Origin of the sequence: Microbacterium sp. UBA3486 (genome assembly GCF_002377845.1) — a bacterium.
In the GTDB taxonomy this organism is placed as follows: domain Bacteria; phylum Actinomycetota; class Actinomycetes; order Actinomycetales; family Microbacteriaceae; genus Microbacterium; species Microbacterium maritypicum_A.
This window is the reverse complement of sequence record NZ_DFQP01000112.1, coordinates 1-19,257: the sequence shown is the minus strand read 5'-3', so window position 1 is coordinate 19,257 and position 19,257 is coordinate 1. Positions and strand designations below refer to the sequence as shown.

At 69.1% G+C, this 19,257-nt stretch carries 18 protein-coding genes, 1 pseudogene and 1 riboswitch; of the genes and pseudogenes, 4 read left to right on the top strand and 15 right to left on the bottom strand.

Annotated elements, in window-relative coordinates; translation table 11 throughout:
• Together B2869_RS17550 and B2869_RS17545 are read right to left on the bottom strand one after the other, a co-directional pair.
• Positions 1–519: ABC transporter ATP-binding protein (locus B2869_RS17550; RefSeq protein WP_414683284.1), on the bottom strand; the 519-nt coding region annotated here is incomplete at its 3' end.
• Positions 516–1,172 carry an ECF transporter S component gene (locus tag B2869_RS17545; RefSeq protein WP_021198280.1) on the bottom strand — a complete coding sequence of 219 codons (657 nt, stop codon included), beginning with the start codon at positions 1,170–1,172 and terminating at the stop codon, positions 516–518. The genes B2869_RS17550 and B2869_RS17545, both read right to left, overlap by 4 nt.
• Positions 1,165–1,274: riboswitch (TPP riboswitch) on the bottom strand. It overlaps the preceding gene by 8 nt.
• Before the next feature lie 82 nt (positions 1,275–1,356).
• On the opposite strand from B2869_RS17545, the gene B2869_RS17540 reads away from it, so the two are divergent.
• Positions 1,357–2,988 (top strand): D-alanyl-D-alanine carboxypeptidase family protein, encoded by a 1,632-nt coding sequence (locus B2869_RS17540; protein WP_292769378.1) that lies wholly within the window; start codon positions 1,357–1,359, stop codon positions 2,986–2,988.
• A 117-nt stretch (positions 2,989–3,105) separates the two neighbouring features.
• Here B2869_RS17540 and B2869_RS17535 read toward each other — a convergent pair whose 3' ends face one another.
• Positions 3,106–5,370, bottom strand: coding sequence for an ABC transporter ATP-binding protein (locus B2869_RS17535; protein WP_167255355.1), 2,265 nt, complete (start codon positions 5,368–5,370; stop codon positions 3,106–3,108).
• A complete protein-coding gene (locus B2869_RS17530) occupies positions 5,367–7,094 on the bottom strand; it encodes an ABC transporter ATP-binding protein (RefSeq protein ID WP_292769373.1) in 1,728 nt (575 codons plus the stop codon). The genes B2869_RS17535 and B2869_RS17530 overlap by 4 nt, the downstream gene beginning before the upstream one ends.
• A 267-nt stretch (positions 7,095–7,361) precedes the next feature.
• On the opposite strand from B2869_RS17530, the gene B2869_RS17525 reads away from it, so the two are divergent.
• Together B2869_RS17525 and B2869_RS17520 are read left to right on the top strand one after the other, a co-directional pair.
• Complete coding sequence (locus B2869_RS17525) at positions 7,362–8,426, top strand: hypothetical protein (RefSeq protein WP_292769370.1); 1,065 nt, start codon at positions 7,362–7,364, stop codon at positions 8,424–8,426.
• Complete coding sequence (locus tag B2869_RS17520; protein ID WP_292769367.1) at positions 8,420–8,818, top strand: GntR family transcriptional regulator; 399 nt, start codon at positions 8,420–8,422, stop codon at positions 8,816–8,818. Before B2869_RS17525 ends, B2869_RS17520 begins: the two co-directional genes overlap by 7 nt.
• A gap of 41 nt (positions 8,819–8,859) precedes the next feature.
• On the opposite strand, the gene B2869_RS17515 is transcribed toward B2869_RS17520, so the two are convergent.
• Positions 8,860–9,921, bottom strand: coding sequence for an enoyl-CoA hydratase/isomerase family protein (locus B2869_RS17515; RefSeq protein ID WP_292769364.1), 1,062 nt, complete (start codon positions 9,919–9,921; stop codon positions 8,860–8,862).
• Positions 9,922–10,034: 113 nt separating this feature from the next.
• On the opposite strand from B2869_RS17515, the gene B2869_RS17510 reads away from it, so the two are divergent.
• The gene (locus B2869_RS17510; protein WP_292769361.1) at positions 10,035–12,104 is read left to right on the top strand and encodes an ATP-binding cassette domain-containing protein; all 2,070 of its coding nucleotides are present in this window, start codon (positions 10,035–10,037) and stop codon (positions 12,102–12,104) included.
• Positions 12,105–12,206: 102 nt separating this feature from the next.
• Here the strand turns inward: B2869_RS17510 and B2869_RS17505 are convergent, their stop codons facing one another.
• From B2869_RS17505 to B2869_RS17460, 10 genes and pseudogenes are all read right to left on the bottom strand, one after another.
• Entirely contained in the window at positions 12,207–12,656 is a 450-nt protein-coding gene (locus B2869_RS17505) for a hypothetical protein (RefSeq protein WP_021198274.1), read from the bottom strand.
• A 210-nt stretch (positions 12,657–12,866) separates the two neighbouring features.
• On the bottom strand, positions 12,867–14,189 hold the full coding sequence (gene hemL, locus B2869_RS17500) for a glutamate-1-semialdehyde 2,1-aminomutase (RefSeq protein WP_292769358.1): 1,323 nt from the start codon (positions 14,187–14,189) through the stop codon (positions 12,867–12,869).
• Between the two features lie 22 nt (positions 14,190–14,211).
• On the bottom strand, positions 14,212–15,189 hold the full coding sequence (gene hemB / locus B2869_RS17495) for a porphobilinogen synthase (RefSeq protein ID WP_292769355.1): 978 nt from the start codon (positions 15,187–15,189) through the stop codon (positions 14,212–14,214).
• Positions 15,186–15,983 (bottom strand): uroporphyrinogen-III synthase, encoded by a 798-nt coding sequence (locus tag B2869_RS17490; RefSeq protein ID WP_021198270.1) that lies wholly within the window; start codon positions 15,981–15,983, stop codon positions 15,186–15,188. Before B2869_RS17490 ends, hemB begins: the two co-directional genes overlap by 4 nt.
• On the bottom strand, positions 15,980–16,975 hold the full coding sequence (gene hemC / locus B2869_RS17485) for a hydroxymethylbilane synthase (protein WP_292769352.1): 996 nt from the start codon (positions 16,973–16,975) through the stop codon (positions 15,980–15,982). The genes B2869_RS17490 and hemC overlap by 4 nt, the downstream gene beginning before the upstream one ends.
• A 4-nt stretch (positions 16,976–16,979) precedes the next feature.
• Positions 16,980–17,660 (bottom strand): hydrogen peroxide-dependent heme synthase, encoded by a 681-nt coding sequence (gene hemQ / locus B2869_RS17480; protein ID WP_021198268.1) that lies wholly within the window; start codon positions 17,658–17,660, stop codon positions 16,980–16,982.
• Between the two features lie 79 nt (positions 17,661–17,739).
• Entirely contained in the window at positions 17,740–18,012 is a 273-nt protein-coding gene (locus tag B2869_RS17475; protein WP_021198267.1) for a hypothetical protein, read from the bottom strand.
• Entirely contained in the window at positions 17,999–18,406 is a 408-nt protein-coding gene (locus B2869_RS17470; RefSeq protein WP_021198266.1) for a phage holin family protein, read from the bottom strand. The genes B2869_RS17475 and B2869_RS17470 overlap by 14 nt, the downstream gene beginning before the upstream one ends.
• Before the next feature lies 1 nt (position 18,407).
• Positions 18,408–18,866 carry a hypothetical protein gene (locus tag B2869_RS17465; RefSeq protein WP_021198265.1) on the bottom strand — a complete coding sequence of 153 codons (459 nt, stop codon included), beginning with the start codon at positions 18,864–18,866 and terminating at the stop codon, positions 18,408–18,410.
• 162 nt (positions 18,867–19,028) lie between these two features.
• Positions 19,029–19,257: pseudogene (locus B2869_RS17460) on the bottom strand (protoporphyrinogen oxidase); the annotation flags it as partial.

The following is a 19,257-nucleotide window of genomic DNA, read 5'->3' as shown; positions in this document are numbered from 1 at the left end:
GGTGGGTTCGTCGAGCAGCAGCAGACCCGGTCGCATCGCGAGCACACCGGCCAGCACCAGCCGCTGCTTCTGCCCGCCGGAGAGCGCCTTCGTGGGGCGTCGCAGCGGAACATCGAGGCCGACGGCGTCGAGCGCCTCGGCGACGCGACCCGGGATCTCGGACGCCGCGACGCCCAGGTTCTCGCAGCCGAACGCGACGTCGTCGCCGACCTTCGACAGCACGATGCCGGCGTCCGGGTCCTGCAGGACGAGTCCGACCTGACCGTGCCGTGACTCGGGGGCCGCACCGTCGATGCGCAACGAACCCGTCCGTTCCCCCTCGTCGTCATCGCCGAGGACCCCGGCGAGACCGGCGAGCAGCGTCGACTTCCCTGCGCCCGAGGCGCCGAGCAGGAGCACCCGCTCGCCCGGTTCGATCGTGAAGGAGACGTCCGCGACGGCGGGACGCTTTCGACCGGCGTACCGCCAGCCCCAGCCCGCAGCCTGCACGCGGGCCGGGGAGGCGAGGGTCACGCTCAGACCTCGCGCACGTGCTCTCGCCCGACGGCGAAGCGGTTGAGGGCGCCGGTGACGGCGAGGGCACGCACGAGCAGCCAACCGACCACGCCGGCCAGGATCGCCCCGGAGACGACCACGCTGATCAGATAGATCGTGTTGAACTCGACCGACTTCAGGATGTTCGGCGAGCTGCCGTAGAACAGCTCGAACACCCAGGCGGCCACGGCGGCTCCGACGCCGGCGAGCGCAGCGACTGCGATCCCGAAACGACGGTAGAAGAACAGGGCGAAGATGATCTCTGCACCGAGGCCCTGCACGATGCCCGACAACACGGTCGAGACACCCCACACGTTGCCGATCAGCATCGACACGATCGCGGCGACCAGTTCGACCACGAGCGCGGCCCCCGGCTTGCGGATCACGAGACCGCCGACGACACCGCCGAGCAGCCAGATGCCCACGGCGATGCCACCGAGGCCCGGTGTCAGGGCGTCGGCCGCGCCGAACCACGCGTATCCGATGGTGTTCCAGCCCCAGAACACGAGACCGATCGCGACGCCGAGGACTGCGGCGACGACGATGTCGACGACGCGCCAGCGCCAGATCGATGGGCGGTGCAGGCCGTTCGCATCGGCGGATGCCTGCTGTGCGGATGTGGACGTAGGCGTACTCATCTGAACTCCTCCCTGCGCTGGCATGACCCAGATCAGGTTCGACGGTCGAAGCGCGATTCGCTCCCTCTCAGCCCGGCTCGCCGGACTCCCGTGGTTGTGCTGAAGATCCTACCCGCTGGCGACACCCGCGTGGCGACAGGTCTGTGCGCCGCGGAACCCGCCCGGGATTGGGTACCGTGAACGAGTGACCGCAACAGATCCCGCCGACGAGGCGACGGGCGTCGTCCGTGACGACGGCCCCGCGACCACCGCCCCCTCCGGCCCCGTCGATGCCGCGTCGGCCGGTTCGGTGCTGACGGCCGAGCAGACGTCGACCCGCGCGCTCGCACCGGAATCGGTGGTCGCCCCGGAACCGGCCACGCCCGCTCTGACGAAACCGCCATTCGTTCCGCGTGAGACTGCCGCAGGAGACGCCGACGATCCTCTCGCCGCTCGCGACGCGGCCACCCCCCAGTGGGCGGACGAGACCACCACCGCCACCGCTCTGACCTGGGTGGACCCCGCGACGGTGGCCGACCACACCGCCACCGCGACTCTCGACGAGACGTCGGAAGCCGAGCGGACGAACGGCCTGCTCCGCGGGGCACGCCTGCGCCCGGCCGTCGCCCGTCCCGGCATCCTCGTTCCACTGGCCACGCTCGTGGGCCTCGTCGCCGCGTATGCCGGCACCACGCTGCTCTGGCCGCTGCACGAGGTACCCCCGACAGTACAATCCGTCGAGTTCGCGACGGCGTCCGCTGCCGCAGCCACCGTCACCTGGCCCACCGAGGGCTCGGGCGCCGTCGGCATCTCCGGCATGAGCACTGCGGCTTCGATCCCCGATGCGGTGAGCATCGCGAGCATCACCAAGGTCGTGAGCAGCCTGATGGTGCTCGACCGTATGCCGCTGGCGGTGGGCGAACAGGGGCCCGAGTTCTCGTTCACCCGGGCCGACAGCGTGAAGTACTGGGACTACCGGCGCAGCGACCAGTCCGCACTCGATGTGCCGATCGGCGGGGTGCTGACCGAATATCAACTGCTGCAGGGCACGCTGATGGGATCGGCGAACAACTACATCGACCGGCTCGCGAGCGAGATCTGGGGGTCCGATCGCGAATTCGCCCGGGCCGCCGAGGTGTGGCTGCGCGAACGAGGCCTCACCGGCATCACCGTGGTGACGCCGTCCGGCTTCGACGAGCGCAACGTGGCCACCCGCGAGGCGCTGGTCGCCCTCGGCGAGCGTGCCATGCAGAACCCGGTGTTCGCCGAGATCGTCGGCACCAAGTCGGTGGACCTCCCGGGCGCCGGTACCGTCGTCAACACGAACGGGATGCTCGACGATCCCGGTGTCGTCGGCATCAAGACCGGCACGCTCGTCGGCTGGAACCTGCTCACTGCCAAGGACGTCGTCATCGGCGACACGACCGTGCACCTCTTCGCCGCGGCGCTGAACCAGGCCGGCAACGATGAGCGACTCGCTCTCACCCGCTCCCTGTTCACGGAGGCGGAAGCGGCGCTGAAGGCGCAGCCGCCCGCCGTCGCGAAGGACACCGTGGTCGGTCAGGTCACGACCCCCTGGGGGGAGAAGGTCGACGTCATCACCGAGGCCGATGCCGATGTGGTGCTGTGGAACGGGGCGACCGCCACCGCGGCGACGGCCTTCGATCTCGGCGAAGATCGGGAACAGGACGACGCTGTGGGCACGCTGACGACGACCGGTCCGCTCAACACCGTCACCACGCCTCTGGTGCTGGCCGAGGATGTGGAGGGGCCGAGCCCGTGGTGGCGTCTGACCCACCCGCTCGAGCTGCTCGGAATCAGGGCCGACCGCTCCTGACACCTCGTCACGCGCGCTGTGCCGGCGCCCGCGACGACGCGATCCGCGCACGACGACGCCCCACCCCGCGTGAGCGGAGTGGGGCGTCGTCGTGCGGATGCCGGAGGGCGGGAACGCTCAGGAACGGTGGCTCGAACCGTCGGCCCCGTCTTCCAGCAGGGCCTGGGCTGCCGCCGTCTCGGCAGCGGGCAGCTGAGCACCGATCGAGGCTCCGGCAACGGCGGCCGCAGCCTCCTCCCCTGCACCTTCGGCATCGCTCGCATCGCCCGAGACGACGACGGGCGTCGTGCCGGTGAGGGCGTCTTCGGCGTCGATGTCGGTCGCCGCCTGCTCGAACTGCGACTGGTACAGACGCCAGTAGGCGCCCTGCGCGGCGATGAGCTCGTCGTGCGTGCCCTTCTCCACGATGTCACCGTGCTCCATCACCAGGATGAGGTCGGCGTCGCGGATGGTCGACAGTCGGTGCGCGATCACGAACGACGTGCGTCCTTCACGAAGCGCGGCCATCGCGTGCTGCAGCAGCAGTTCGGTGCGGGTGTCGACGGCCGACGTGGCCTCATCGAGGATGAGGATCGACGGCTGAGCGACGAATGCCCGCGCGATGGTGATGAGCTGACGCTCGCCTGCCGACACGTTCGCGGCATCCTCGTCGAGCACCGTGTCGTAGCCCTCGGGGAGGGCGTGCACGAAGCGATCGACATAGGTCGCCTTGGCGGCGGCGAGAACCTCGTCGTCGGTCGCGGTGGAGCGACCGTAGCGGATGTTCTCGCGGATGCTGCCGGCGAACAGCCACGGATCCTGGAGCACCATGCCGGTGCGCGACCGCAGTTCGTCGCGGGTCACCTCGGCGATGTCCTGGCCGTCGAGCATGATGCGCCCGCCGCTGAGCTCGTAGAAGCGCATGATCAGGTTGACCAAGGTCGTCTTTCCCGCACCGGTCGGACCGACGATGGCGACGGTCTGCCCCGGCTCCACCCGGAATGACAGGTCGCGGATGAGCGGACGCTCGGGTGTGTACGAGAACGCGACGTTCTCGAACTCTATGACGCCCTTGCCCTCCACCAGCTCGGGGGCATCGGCGTCGTCCGCCTCCTGCTCCTCGGCGTCGAGCAGTTCGAAGACCCGCTCGGCGGAGGCCGTGCCGGACTGCACGACCGCGGCCATGCCACCCAGCTCGGACAGGGGCTGCGTGAACTGCTGCGAGTACTGGATGAATGCCTGCACGTCGCCGAGACGGAGTTGACCGTTCGCGACCATCAGACCGCCGAGCACCGCGATGCCCACGTAGCTGAGGTTTCCGACGAACATCATCGCCGGCATGATGATGCCGGAGAGGAACTGTGCCTTGAAGCTCGCCTGGAACAGCTCTTCGTTCTCGACCTGGAACTTGTCCAGCGCGTCCTTCTCCCGGCCGAAGACCTTCACGAGCGCGTGGCCGGAGAACGCCTCCTCGACGCGGGCGTTCAGGCGACCGACCTTGCGCCACTGGGTGCCGAAGGCCTTCTGCGAGCGCGGTCCGATGATGCCGAAGATGACGCCCATGAGCGGCAGCGTGATGAGGGCGACGAGCGCGAGCTGCCACGAGATCGAGAACATCATCACGAGCACGCCGATCACGGTGAGCACCGAAGTGAGTGCTCCCGAGAGCGACTGCTGCATCGTCTGCGTGATGTTGTCGATGTCGTTCGTGACGCGCGAGATCAGCTCGCCGCGCTGCACCTTGTCGAAGTACGCCAGCGGCAGGCGGTTGATCTTCGCCTCGACCGACTCGCGCAGCCGCCACATGGTGCGGACCATGATCACGTTGATGACGTAGCCCTGGATCCAGGTGAGGAAGGCCGCGGCCACGTAGATGCCGAGCACCGCGGCGATGACGAGACGCAGCGCATCGAAGTCGATGCCCTGGCCGACCGTGAAGTCGCCCAGCGCGCCGACCTGGTTCGCGAAGTCGTCCTGCCCACCGGCCCGCAGCGCCTCGACGACGACATCCTGCGACGTCCCGGCCGGGAAGCCGGGGAACCCGTCGGTCGGCTGTCCGAGCTGGATGGAGATGAAGCCCTTGTAGACGAGGTTGGTGGCCTCGGCGAGCACCTTGGGCGCCGCGACCGTCAGGACCACGCCGATCGCACCCAGGATCGACACGAAGACGAACCAGATGGCCGACGGCTTGAGCAGCCCGATCATGCGCGCGAAACTCGGACCGAAGTTGTCGGCCTTGCCCGGCGCGACGCTGTCCCAATCGCCGGAGTTCTGACGTGCCTGCTCGGCGAGCTCGGCCTCGTACTTCTCCTCGGCGCTCAGCTCGACCTCGGCGACGGGCGCTGCCGCCTTGCCGCGGCCGCGTCTGGCCGTGCGCTTCTCGTTGTTGTCCTGCGCGCTCATGCGTCCACCCCCAGCTGCGACTCGACGATCTCTCGGTAGGTGTCGCTCGTCTCGAGCAGTTCCTCGTGCGTGCCGACGCCGACCATGGTTCCGCCGTCGAGGACGACGATGCGGTCCGCGTCCGTGATGGTGGAGATGCGCTGGGCGACCACGATCTTCGTCACGTGCGGGAGCTCCCGCCACAACGCCTGCCGCAATCGCGCGTCCGTCGTGAGGTCGAGGGCCGAGAACGAGTCGTCGAAGACCAGGATCTGCGGCTGGTGCACGATCGCGCGGGCGATCGCGAGTCGCTGACGCTGACCACCCGAGACGTTCGTGCCGCCCTGGGCGATGCGGGAGTCGAGACCATCGGGCATCTCCTCGACGAAGTCGCGACCCTGTGCGATGTCGAGCGCGTGCCACAGCTCTTCGTCGGTGGCCTCTTCCCGGCCGTAGCGCAGGTTCGACGCGACGGTGCCGGTGAAGAGGAACGGACGCTGCGGCACCAGGCCGATGCTGTCCCACAGCGACTCGACGTCGGCCTCGCGCACATCGGTGCCGCCGACGTGCACGGAACCGCCCGAGACGTCGAACAGGCGCGGGATGAGCGACACGAGGGTCGTCTTGCCCGAGCCGGTGGATCCGACGATCGCGACGGTCTCACCCGGCTGCGCGGCGAAGCTGATGCCGGTGAGCACGGGGGAATCGGCGCCGGGGTAGGTGAACTCGACGTCGTCGAGCGCCACGGATCCGGGGACCGGGAACTCGGTGACGCCGTTCTCGGGGCGGACCAGCGTGGACTCGGAGTCGAGAACCTCGCCGATGCGCTCGGCAGACACCGCGGCGCGCGGGATCATCATCGCCATGAAGCTCGCCATGATGACGCCGCCCATGATCTGGCCGATGTACTGCATGAAGGCGAACAGTGTGCCCACCTGCACCGTGCCGTTGTTGACCTCGATGCCGCCGAACCAGATGACCGAGACGACCGTGACGTTCAGGATGAGCATGAACAGCGGGAACAGCAGCACGAAGAGCGAGCCCACCTTGCGGCCGACGACCATGATGTCGGTGTTGGCGCCGCGGAAGCGGTCTTCCTCGATGCGCTCGCGCACGAATGCCCGCACGACGCGCACGCCGGTGAGCTGTTCGCGCATGATGCGGTTGACGTTGTCGAGCTTGCCCTGGTAGCTGCGGAACAGCGGGACCATGCGCCCGATCACGAGGGCGGCCAGGATCAGCAGCAGCGGCACAGACACGGCGATGAGCCAGCTGAGGCCGACGTTCGTCTGAATGGCGAAGATGATGCCGCCGATCGCGAGGAGCGGCGCCGTGACGAGCATGGTCGCGCCCATCATCGCCAGCATCTGCACCTGCTGCACATCGTTCGTGTTGCGGGTGATGAGCGAGCCGGCGCCGAACTGCGAGACCTCACGCTCGGAGAAGCCGCTGACCTTGCCGAAGACGTCGGCGCGGATGTCGCGGCCGGCGCCCATCGCTGCGCGCGCGGCGAAGTACGTCGCAGTGACCGAGGCGATGATCTGCCCCAGCGAGACCGCGAGCATGAACAGACCGGTGCTCCAGATGTAGCCGGTGTCACCGCGGGCGACGCCCTTGTCGATGATGTCGGCGTTCAGACGCGGGAGGTAGAGGGTCGCTGCGACGCTGGCGAGCTGGAAGACCAGCACCGCGAGCAGCAACCATCGGTATCGGGAGAGATAGCGGAGGAGGATTTTTCCCAGCACAGGCGGACTTTCTAGGAAGGATGGAGCGGCGGATTTCTCGGCAGACGGATGCCGACCGACAATCGGCCACAAGACAGAGTGCCACGATCCGCGGACATTCGTATCCCCCTCATGGGGGACCTTCGCTCACAGCGAACCGCTTCCCGTCCCGATCAGCGGTTTCTGCACACGGGCGAACAACGGCGAAGCGTTCCTTCCTTCACCTTTTGTGTTTACTCACTGATACAACTTGTGATAGACATATGGCACAAAGAGGACGGACTCCCCATGCACGCGACCATCGCATCCCCGATCCGATCCGGGCAGCTCCTGCTGGACCCCGGGCAGGTGCTCGGCGCTGTCTTCTCGATGCCCTGGGTGTCTCTGATCCTCGCGGCGATCATCGCGGTCGGCATCACCGTCACACCCCGATGGCGCGCACGGACCGAGAGCCGGGCGCGCCTCGCCCCGGCGGCATCCGGCGTGGTCTTCGCCCGTTACTCGCCGGAGCACCGCACCCTCGGAGTCGCCGCGATCGCGGTGATCGTGATCTTCGTCGCCGAGAACCTGATCACCGGGTACGCCCTCGACCTCAACGGCGTCGTCTCGTGGTGGCGCTACGCGACACCGGTGCTCACGGCCGGCATCGGTGTGGCCGTCCTGCTGGCCCTGATCGCGACGAGAGGCAGCACGCCGCCGGAGCGCCCCGTCCTCTCCGCCCGCCGCACCTGGCTGAGCTTCAGTCCGCGCATCGGTTCGGTGGGCGCCGCCGCAGCGCTGCTCGCTCTCACGGTCACGACACTGCTCGCCGGACTCGCCTCCTCGAACATCGACGGCGGCCCGTACGTTTTCCTCGAGATCGACGTGCCCAACGAGACGATCGACCCGATTCGTCCCTGGTTCTATGGCTGGGCATACGGCGTTCCGGTCCTGATCTGCACCATCGCGCTCGTCGGCGTGGTGATCGCCGCGCTGCACTCCAATGCGGCCCGCCCGTTCCTGCGGCCGGAGACGATCGTCGCCGAGCAGCGCGAACGACGCGACATCGCGGCGGGGATCACCCGGATCACCACATCGGCTGCGCTTCTCGCTCTGGCGGGCGCATGGCGGTTCATCGCCGACTCCGGTTCGATCAACGGACTCACCATCCAGGGCGACGGGCGCAGCGACTCCTACGAGACATTCTGGCGATACGGCGAAGTCGCGGCCGTCGGCGGCTGGATGGCGCCGACGCTCGAGATCGTCGCGTTCGTGCTGCTGCTCCTCACGACCACACAGCTGTGGCCGCCGAGGTATGACCTGGAATCTGTTGCCGGCGTCGAGAAATCGGCCGAACGGGAGACCGCATGGTGAGCCCGACGCCCCGACTGTCACCGGCCGACGAGACGAATCCGGCACTCGACATCTACCGGCAGCTCCGCGGCCTCATCGTGTCGGGCCAGCTCGGCGCGGGCGAGCGACTGCCGACGGTCCGACAGACGGCCAGCGACCTGGGTGTCGCCCCCGGAACCGCCGCACGCGCGTACAAGATGCTCGAAGGCGAGGGGCTGGTGGTCTCGCGCACGGCCGCGGGCACGCGGGTCGCCGAGACGGCGGGAATCCTCCCCGCATCGGTGCTCCGGCGCATCCGCGAGCTGGTCGACAAAGCCGACGCGACCGACGCGGATCCGGACGACGTCATCGACGTGCTCCGTGCGATCTGGAAGACGCGCTCGAGCCCCGACGTCGACCTCGAGTCGGACTAGGCGCGACGCTCAGAGAAAGCCCGACGCGGACGAACCCCTTCTCAGAACAGGGCGGGCTGCGGGACGTACGCGCGTGCAGGGGCGCCGGCGTCCGGGGCGAGCTCGGCCAGCGTGGGCGGGTCCCACTTCGGATCCCGGTCCTTGTCGACGATCTGCGCGCGGATGCCCTCGACGAGGTCGGGGTGCTCGTTCACGAACCACAGCACGCGGCGGTACTCACCCTCGAGTGCGGCACGAAGCCCCGAAAGTTCACGCGCCTCGCGCACCGCATCGAGCGTGACCGTGAGGCCGGTCGGTGCGAGGTCCTCGAGAAGGTCCGCGGTCGCGGCGGCCTCCGTGGTGCCATGGGCCTGCAGGCGATCGATGATTTCCCTCACGGTGGGAGCGGAGAAGGCGTCGTCGATCCACTCCCGCCACGCCGGGAGCTGCGAGGGCTCCGGGGTCTCGTCGAACAGCAGGACGATCTCACTCGGGCCCGTCGGATCGGCCCGGAAGGCGAGAGCCTCGCTCAACGCGTCGAGGCGGTCCGACGGCACGAAGTGATCGGCGAAGCCGAGGTACACGGCATCCGCGCCGTTCATCGTCGCTCCGGTGAGGGCGAAGTACTCGCCGAAGCGTCCGGGGGCACGGCCGAGAAGCCAGGTGCCGCCGACGTCGGGCGTGAATCCGATGCGCGTCTCCGGCATCGCGAGCTTCGAGCGCTCCGTGACGATGCGGATCGCCGCGTGCCCGGCCAGGCCGATGCCTCCCCCCATCGTGATGCCGTCGGCGAAGGACACGACCGGCTTGGGGTATTCGGCGATCATCGCGTTCAGCGCGTACTCGGCACGGAAGAACTCCGCGGTCTGATCAGCCTGCCCCGCGACGATCTGCGCATGCAGCGCGCGCACGTCACCCCCGGCGCACATGCCGCGATCCCCCGCTCCGTCGAGCAGCACGATCTGCACGTCGGTGTCGTCGCGCCAGGCGTTCAGCGCTGCGGTGAGGCTCTCGATCATGCCGACGTCGAGGGCGTTGATGGCCTCGGGGCGGTTGAGCGTGAGCCGCCCGAGCGCTCCTTCGGTGCGGACGAGGACGCGGGATGCAGCGTGAGAATCGGTCACGCTGGCCAGGCTACCCCTTTCGGCAAGGGCGGTATTCCGCGCGAAATGCGGGATCCGACAGGCTTTTCCGGCAGGATAGGGAGGAACTGTTCAAATGCGACGAGAGGTCACGGATGCCTGAAGGACAGGTGCTCGAGTTCACGCACGTGACGAAGCGCTTCAATGAGGTGACCGCTGTCTCGGACTTCTCCGCGCGCGTCGAACCCGGAGCCGTCACCGCCTTCCTCGGCCCGAACGGAGCCGGCAAGACCACGACACTGCGCATCCTGCTCGGTCAGGTGCGCGCCACGTCCGGCACGGCGACGATCGGCGGAACGACGTATGCCGAGCTCCGCCAGCCGCTGCGCACGATCGGCGCGGTGCTCGAAGAGACCGTCTACCGTCCCCGTCGCACCGCCGAACGTCAGCTGACCATCGCCGCCAAGGCGAACGGCATCCCGCTGGCACGCGTCGGCGAAGTGCTCTCCCTGGTCGGCCTCGAGGGCGAGGGCGACTCCCGCATCGGCGGCTTCTCGCTCGGCATGCGTCAGCGGCTCAGCGTCGCGAACGCGCTCCTCGGCGACCCCGGGGCCCTCGTCTTCGACGAGCCGGCCAACGGACTCGACCCCGAGGGGATCCGCTGGATGCGACTCCTGATGCGTCGCCTCGCCGACGAGGGACGCACGGTCCTCGTGTCGTCGCACGTCCTCAGCGAGGTCGAGCAGGTCGCCGACAACGTGCTCGTGCTCTCGAAGGGCACGCTCGTGCTGGCCAGCGGAATCGAGACGCTCGCCGACCCCAAGGGCGGCTCCGTGATCGTGGACGCCGCGGATCGCGCCGGGCTGACGTCCGCGCTCGCTGCGGCCGGGTTCGACATCGAAGTGCTGCGCTCGGGTCTGACCGTGCGCGGCGGAGACGCCGAGACCGTGGGAGCCGTCGCGGCCGACGCAGGCATCGCCCTGAGCACCCTGGTGCAGCGCGGGCCGACTCTCGAAGACGTCTTCATCGACCTGATGCGGGGTGGCCGGTTCGCGCCGAACGCTCCCGCAACGGCGAGCCCGCTCGTCGCGCCGAACACCCCGGAGACCGCACCCGAGGAGTCGACTCCCGCGGAGGTCGGTCCCGAAGAAGCATCTCCGGCCCCCGCCGACTCCGTGGTCGCCATCCCGGTGGCCGCAGCAGCCGCCTGGGCGGCCGAGGCTGCGTCCGCTCCCGCAGGCGAGGCCGTGGCCTCGAATCTGGCAGCCTCCGTCGGCTCTGACGCATCCGACGTGTCCGACGCATCCGAGGCCTCCGTGGCAGAGAGCGCGGAGAGCGCTGCGGACGAATCCTCTGCCGACGTGGATTCCACCGATACGATCGCGACCGGAGAGTCGACGTCCGAGGAGGAGACTCCCGCCGAAGACGCTCCGGACGAAGAGGCTTCTGTCGACGAAACACCGGGCGAAGAAGCATCGATCGGCGAGTCCGGCGACGTCGCCTCGGGTCCGTTCGAGGTGGGCGACGCTCCGACCCTCGGCGAACAGTCCACCGACGAACAGGCTCCGGCTCGATCCTTCGATGAGATCCTGTTCGGCGCCGCCGTGCCGGCGGACACCGCAGACACGACGCCGTCCGACCTGACCTCCGGTGACGAGGACCACAGCGGGGTCGAGATCTTCGCGGATCTCGACGACGCATCGGTCGCCACGGAATCGGACGCGCTGTCCTCCCACAGCGATGGCCCCTCATCCGCCGATACCGAGGACACCAGCTCTTCCGACGATGACGAGGAGGACCCGCGCTCTGCAGCGGTGAGTTCCATGCTCGCGGCCGCCGCCCGCGCGTACTACGAGGACGAGCCCAAGGACTACCCGCTGGGCGCAGAGGACGAGCCCGCCCAGGGCGAGGCGTCGGACAGCAAGGCTGCGGACAGCGAGGCTGCGGACTTCGAGGCTGCGGACTTCGAGGCTGCGGACTTCGAGGCTGCGGACGGCGATACGCCGGAGGCCCCCGCGGAGAACGCACACTGGAGCGTCGCCTCCACGGGCGTCATCGACACCGTGCCCCTGGCCGAGGGTTCCGCGGGAGGCGACGAGACGACTCCCGATGACTCTGACGAGAACACCGGTGAGAACCACGACGGCGAGAACCACGACGGCGAGAACCACGACGGCGAGAACCACGACGGTGAGAACCAACACGGGGATCACCACCACGGCTGAGCGCCTCGCCGTCGAGAACGCCCTCCGGACCTGCGGGTCTGGAGGGCGTTCTGCGTTGAAGGGAGGCCGTGCATCGCGAGGCACCGCCTCCCGACGTCGGCGTCAGGCGGGCCGGGGGCGGATGACGGGGCGTCGTCGTCCCTTCGAGACCGGGACCGGTGCCGTGGCCACGATCTCCTCGACGTTCGCCGGTTCGGTCGACACATCGAGCCGGAGTGCCTGAGTGAGCGCGAGCCCGTGGCTGGTGGTGAGGATCAGTCGGCGGTACTGCGGGTCGCCTTCGAGATCGATCACGACGCTCGGGCGACGCCGGCGGATCAGCACGAAGTCGAGGCTGCCCGCGGCCTTCCAGCTGCCTGCGGCGAGAACACCGGGAATGTGCGTCCCCGGGTTCGGGACTCCGCGGAGCCAGGTCCAGGCGTCTTCCGTCAGCTGCACCTTGGTGATGGTGTCGCGCGCGATACGGAGGTTGTCGCGGTGGAAGGTGGCGGCACGTTCGATCGGCGAGAGCACGACCTCCAGTTGCGTCTGGTCCAGCAGCAACGTCACCATGTCCCCCAGTCTGCCAGCGCGGCCCTGCCAGTTGTCTGGAAGTTGCTCACAGGAACGCAACGATCCCTTGTCGATCAGCACCAGTCATCACGCATTCCTCCCGAGATTCGAATATATGTACTATACTCGATTCGTCGCGGCATCCGGGCGCCGAGAAGCACCGCTGGCGTCGGCGTCGAAGAGTGAATCCCGTGTGCGCGTGTGCCCGCGTTACGGCCGCGCCGCAGCCGCAGCGGTCGCAGCGACTGGAAGTGCGGCCTCGATCTGCTGCAGTTCCTCCTCGCCGTGTGCGGCGGTGAGGAACCAGGCTTCGAACACGCTCGGCGGAAGAGCCACGCCCTGCTCGCGCAGCGAGTGGAAGAACGGCGCGTAGCGGAACGACTCCTGCGCCTGCGCTTCGGCATAGTTGCGCGGCGCCGAGGCCCGGAAAGAAGCGTTGAACAGGTTGCCGGCGGTGGCCACCGCGTGCGTGACACCGGCCGACGTGAGCGCGACGTCGAGCGCGGTGGACACCCGAGCGGATGCGGCGTCGACGGTCGCATAGACCTCGGGGGTCGCGAGCCGCAGCGTCGCGAGACCCGCAGCGACCGAGAGCGGGTTTCCGGACAGTGTGCCCGCCTGGTAGACCGGCCCGAGCGGGGCCAGCAGGTCCATGACCTCGGCACGTCCACCGAGCGCGGCCAGCGGCATGCCCCCGCCGACGACCTTGCCGAACGTGAAGATGTCAGGCAGGTAGTCCTCGCCCGCGGCGGCCTGCAGCCCCCAGAATCCGGCCGGGTGCACCCGGAATCCGGTGAGCACCTCGTCGAGGATCATCAGTGCGCCATGAGCATGCGCGGTCTCGGCGATCAGACGGTTGAATCCGGGCAGCGGAGCGACGACGCCCATGTTCGCAGCCGAGGCCTCGACGATGACGGCCGCGATGCGCTGACCGTGCTCGGCGAACACGGCGGCCAGAGCCTCCGGGTCGTTGTAGCCGATCACGAGGGTCTGGGCGGCGATCGGCGCCGGCACCCCGGCGGAGCCCGGGAGCGCGAGCGTCGCGACGCCCGAACCGGCTTCCGCGAGAAGGCCGTCGGAGTGGCCGTGGTAGTGACCGGCGAACTTCACGAGCAGGTCGCGACCGGTGGCACCGCGCGCGAGGCGGATGGCCGTCATGGTCGCCTCGGTGCCCGTGGAGACCAGGCGCACGCGCTCGATGGGTCGGGTCTCGCCGAACCGCACACGGTCGGCGATCAGCGCGGCGAGTTCGACCTCGCCCTCGGTCGGAGCACCGAACGAGAGCCCGCGGGACGCCGCCTCCTGCACCGCGGCGACGATCTCCGGGTGCGCATGCCCGAGAAGCGCAGGACCCCACGAGGCGACGAGATCGACGTACTCGCGACCGGCGGCATCGGTGACCCTCGCGCCCCTCGCCGAGGCGAGGAACCGCGGCGTGCCGCCGACCGATCCGTAGGCGCGCACCGGCGAGTTGACCCCACCGGGAATCACCGCGCGGGCAGCGGAGAACAGGTCGTCGTTGCGGTCGGTCATGAAGGAGAGCTCCTCGCAGAAGTCAGTCGCGCAGCCAGCCGGCCGCTTCGGTGGCCCAGTAGGTGAGCACCGCATCCGCACCGGCGCGGCGGATGGAGAGAAGGGACTCGAGGATGGCCGCGCGACGGTCGATCCACCCGTTCGCACCGGCGGCCTCGATCATGGCGTACTCGCCGGAGACCTGATATGCCCACACTGGAATACTCACGGTGTCGCGCACCTCGCGCAGCACGTCGAGGAAGGCCATCGCCGGCTTCACCATGACGATGTCGGCTCCCTCGGCCTCATCGACGACGGCCTCGCGCACACCCTCGCGCCGGTTGCCCGGGTCGAGCTGGTACGTGCGACGATCGCCGGTGAGCTGAGAGTCGACAGCCTCGCGGAAGGGTCCGTAGAAGGCGCTGGCGTACTTCGCGGCATACGCGAGCAGGAGGGTGTCGGTGAACCCCTCGTCGTCGAGCGCCCGGCGGACCACCGCGACCTGGCCGTCCATCATCCCGGAAAGCCCCAGCAGCTGAGAACCTGCGCGCGCCTGTGCGAGCGCCATCGAGGTGTACCGCTCGAGAGTCGCGTCGTTGTCGACCGAGCCATCGGCGGCCAGAACGCCGCAGTGGCCGTGATCGGTGAACTCGTCCAGGCACAGGTCGGTCTGCACGACGAGCGCGTCGCCGATCTCGGCGGCCAGGGCCTCGGTCGCGACGTTCAGGATGCCGTGCGGATCGTCGGCTCCCGACCCGACGGCGTCGCGGACGGCGGGCACGCCGAAAAGCATCACTCCGCCGACACCGGCCTCCGCCGCCTGGACCGCCGCCGCGCGCAGTGAATCCAGGGAGTGCTGAGCGACGCCGGGCATCGAGCCGATCTGCACGGGCTCGGAGATGCCTTCGCGCACGAAGAGCGGAAGCACGAGCTGTCGAGGCTGCAGCGAGGTCTCACGCACGAGATCTCGCACCGCCCGCGACTGCCGCAGACGCCTCAGTCGAACGTCGGGAAAGCTCACGGCGCGAACTCGTCGGCCGCGTGCGGAAGAGTGAAGTGCGAGACCGCATCGATGAGCGCGTCGACGGTCTGGCGGTCGGCGACGACCGACACGGGCAGGCCCGCACGCTGCGCGTCCTTCGCGGTCCGCGGTCCGATCGCGGCGAGCAGCGTCTCGTCGGGGATCTCCGGGAACTGCTCGCGCACCTGCTCGGCGACCGACCCGCTGGTGATCAGGATCGCGTTGATCCGTCCGTTCTCGACGTCGCGGCGGATGCGCTCCGTCACCGGCACTCCCACCGTGCGATAGGCGACGACGCCGTGCACGTCGTGACCAGCCTCGGAGAGCAACCGGCTCAGCACCGGCTTCGCGATCTCGCTGCGCAGGGCGAGGATACGGCGCGGCTCCTTCTCGAGGGCGATGAGCTGCTGCGCCATCCCCTCGGCGGAGTTGTCCTGCTCGGGAACCAGCGTGACCTCGTAGCCGACCGCCTGCAGAGCCGCGGCGGTCGTCTCACCGACGGCGGCGATCTTGGTCGCACGCGGCACGACGGCTCGGTGCGCGAAGAGCACGTCGACGGTGGTGGCGCTGGTGACGGTCAGCCAGTCGAACTCCCCCGCGGCCAGTTGCGCGAGCGCGGAGTCGAGCGTCGCCTGATCGGTCGTCGGCGCGAAGTTGATGAGCGGCGCGACGACGGGCACGGCGCCCAGCGCACGCAGACTCGCGGCGACGCTGTCGCCCCACGGCCCGCCACGGGGCACGAGGATTCGCCAGCCGTCCAGCGGTCGGTCCTGCTTGATTTCGGAAGTGGTCATGAGGATTGCTCTCGGGATACGAGGCCGGCCGCCCCTTGATCGAGCAGCCGACGGGCAACAGTGAACCCGAGCTCGCGCGCTGCGTGCATCGGGTCTGCACCATCGGCAGCATCCGCTCCATTGCCACTGCCGTTCCGACGAATATACTCCCCGTTCAGGTCTTCGGCGACGTCGAGGCCGATCCGGCGCCCTCCGTCAGCGGCGTAGACGACCGTCCTGACCCGGATCGAGGAGCCGTCCACCACGGCGTGCGCGGCCATCGGCGCCTGGCATCCGGCATCCAGTCCCTGCAGGATCGCGCGCTCGACGGTGATGGCCAGACGGGTGTCGGCGTCGTCGAGACCGGCGAGAGCCGCGAGCAGCTCTTCCGGTGCATCGGCACGGGTCTCGACGGCGAGCGATCCCTGCCCGGGCGCGGTCGGCCATTCGGCGAGACCGAGCTCTTCCCGTCGCAGCGGAGACTTCGCTCCGAGTCTCGAGAGGCCCGCCGCCGCGAGGATCACCGCATCCAGCTCCCCGGACGCGACCCGGGCGAGACGGGAGTCGACGTTGCCGCGGATGTCGACCACCTCGGCGCCCGGCGCCCGACGACGCACCTGCGCGATACGCCGCGGCGAACCGGTGCCGACCGTGCTGCCGGAGCGCAGTTCGTGCAGTGCGGTGCCGTCGCGGGTGAGGACCACATCGCGCGGATCCTCACGCTTCGGCGTCGCGGCGATCACGAGGCCATCGGGGATCGCCGTCGGCAGATCCTTCAGCGAGTGCACGAGGAAATCGCACTCCCCCGCGAACAGCGCCTCGCGAAGGCGCGTGGCGAAGATGCCCTGGCCGCCGATCTCGGAGAGGGATGCACGATTCGTGTCGCCCTCGCTGGTGATCGGGACGAGTTCGACCCGACGCCCCGAGAGCTTCTCGAGGGCCGTGGCGACATGGCCCGACTGCGCCTGCGCGAGCGCACTGCGACGGGTACCCAGACGGATGGGGGTGCTCATGGGCTTACTGGAGGACGTCCGCGATCTCGTCGAACCGGAGCCTGCGCCCCGTGTAGAAGGGCACCTCCTCCTTCACATACATGCGGGCGTCGGTGTAGCGGAGGTCGCGCATCATGTCGACGAGGTCGGTGAGTTCATCGGCCTCGAGCGGAAGCAGCCACTCGTAGTCGCCGAGCGCGAACGACGCGACGGTGTTCGCGAGCACACCCTTGAAGGCGGCACCCTTGCGGCCGTGGTCGGCGAGCATCTTGCGACGCTCCTCCTCCGGCGCGAGGTACCACTCGGGCGTGCGCACGAACGGGTACAGGCACAGCCATTCCTTGGGGTCGACCCCGCGGAGGAAGCCCGGAACGTGCGAGCGGTTGAACTCGGCGTCGCGGTGCACGCCCATCACGTTCCACACCGGGAGCAGCGCACGCAGGAGTTCGGTGCGACGAAGGCGGCGGAGCGCCTTCTGCAGCTCCTCGGCGGTGTCGCCGTGCAGCCACACCATGAGGTCGGCATCGGCCTTGAGGCCGGAGACGTCGTAGAAGCCGCGGACGGTGACGCCGGAGTCCTCGATGTAGGAGACGATCGTCTCGAGCTCGGTCGAGTCGGTCTCCGTCACAGGGACGTCGGGGTTTCGTCGCCAGACAGCCCAGAGGGTGAAGCCGGACGGGTTCTCATCGCGCTCTTCGGACATCATGCTCCCCAGTCTGCCTCGTTTGCGCAGGAGCCGCTAATCACCCGCGAGGGCTGCTCACGGCATCCTGGAATGCTGCACCTCAGCGCGAGAGGAAGCGCGCGATCGCCCAGACCGCGCCCCCCACCGCCGCGGCGATGCCGACCGCGGCGGCGATCGCCCCGATCGGGTTTCGGTCCGCGAACACGCGGGCCTTCGCCGCCGCACGCGTCGATGCCTTCTCGACCCGGCGTGGGATGTTCCCCTTGACCTCGATCGCCGCGAGGGCGGCCTTCAGCTCGGCGCGGGCCGAGGCGACGGGGTCGACGATCCCGCCGGGAACGGCGGTGCGCGGCAGCGACTCAGAATTCGTCATCGCCGGCCTCCTTCACGAGTCGGATGTCCTCGGCGACGGCCTGCGCCGGGTTCTGGCGCGCGAGCACCTTGCGGAACTTGAGGATCCCGAGCAGCGCGAACAGCAGCACGGCGAGGATCAGGATGCCGAACACCGCGATCGCGGAGAGCCACACGGGCCACCAGGAGGACAGCCCGGCGATCGCGAACACGAGGATCACCGGCACGGCCCAGAAGAGGAAGAACAGCGCGACGAGGAACCACACGGAACCGATGCCGGCGTCCTTCGAGGTGCGCGAGATCCACGCCTTCGCGGCGTCGATCTCGGCCTTGACCAGATTCGTGACGAGTTCCGGCAGATCTCCGAGGAGGGTCAGCAGGCTGTCATCGGCGCGATCACGGTATCCGCGGGGCATGTCAGGCGCCGGACTTCTTGGGGGCGGACTTCGCAGCCGGCTTCTTGGCCGCGGGCTTCTTCGCGGCGGGCTTGGCTGCGGTCTTGGTCGACGTCTTGCTCGACGAGGCATTCGACGACGCGGTGGCCTTCGCGGCTTCGACCGCCTCTTCCGTCGCCTCGGCGAGGTCTTCCGCCGCCTCGCGTCCGGTGGCGATGGCGGAGTCGAGCCGCTGACCGGGCGTGCCGTTGCCGCTGACCGACTTCGCGACCTTCACGACCCCGGTCCAGAGAGCGCCGGGGACGGCCGCGGCCTTGTCGCCGACGAAGCCCTTGACCTTGGTGACCTGCTCCTGCACGGGATCGAGGTTCCACACCTTGAGCCACTGCGTCTTGATCTGCTCGTAGCGCTCACGTCCGGCACGGGTGCCGAGGACGTAGCCCACGCCGAGCCCGACGACGAGTCCGATCTTCCCCTTCATGGGGTCTCCTCACCTTGTTCCGGTAGTCCGGCCAGATTCGCCCGGTTGGGACCGGCCGCAGGCTTTCGCACCCCGCGGCCAGGTACCCAGCGTAACCCCGTATGCCGATTTCGGCATCTATGGGTCAGAGGGTTGACACGGAGGGCACTCCCACTCCGACGATCAGTCCCACAACAGGGCGCGTCGCAGACGGTCGGCCTCGTCCCGCGCATCCGGGACCACCTGAGCGAGCCCCGTTCCCGCCAGCCAGGCCCCCACCGCGGCCACACCGGGCACCGCCTGGACAGCTGCGCGCGCCGCTGTGCGCCTTTCTCCGGACCCGATGATCGACGCCGGCTGCGACTGCACGAAGCGCCCACGATGCGAGGCGACGACGGCCGCAGGGCCGATG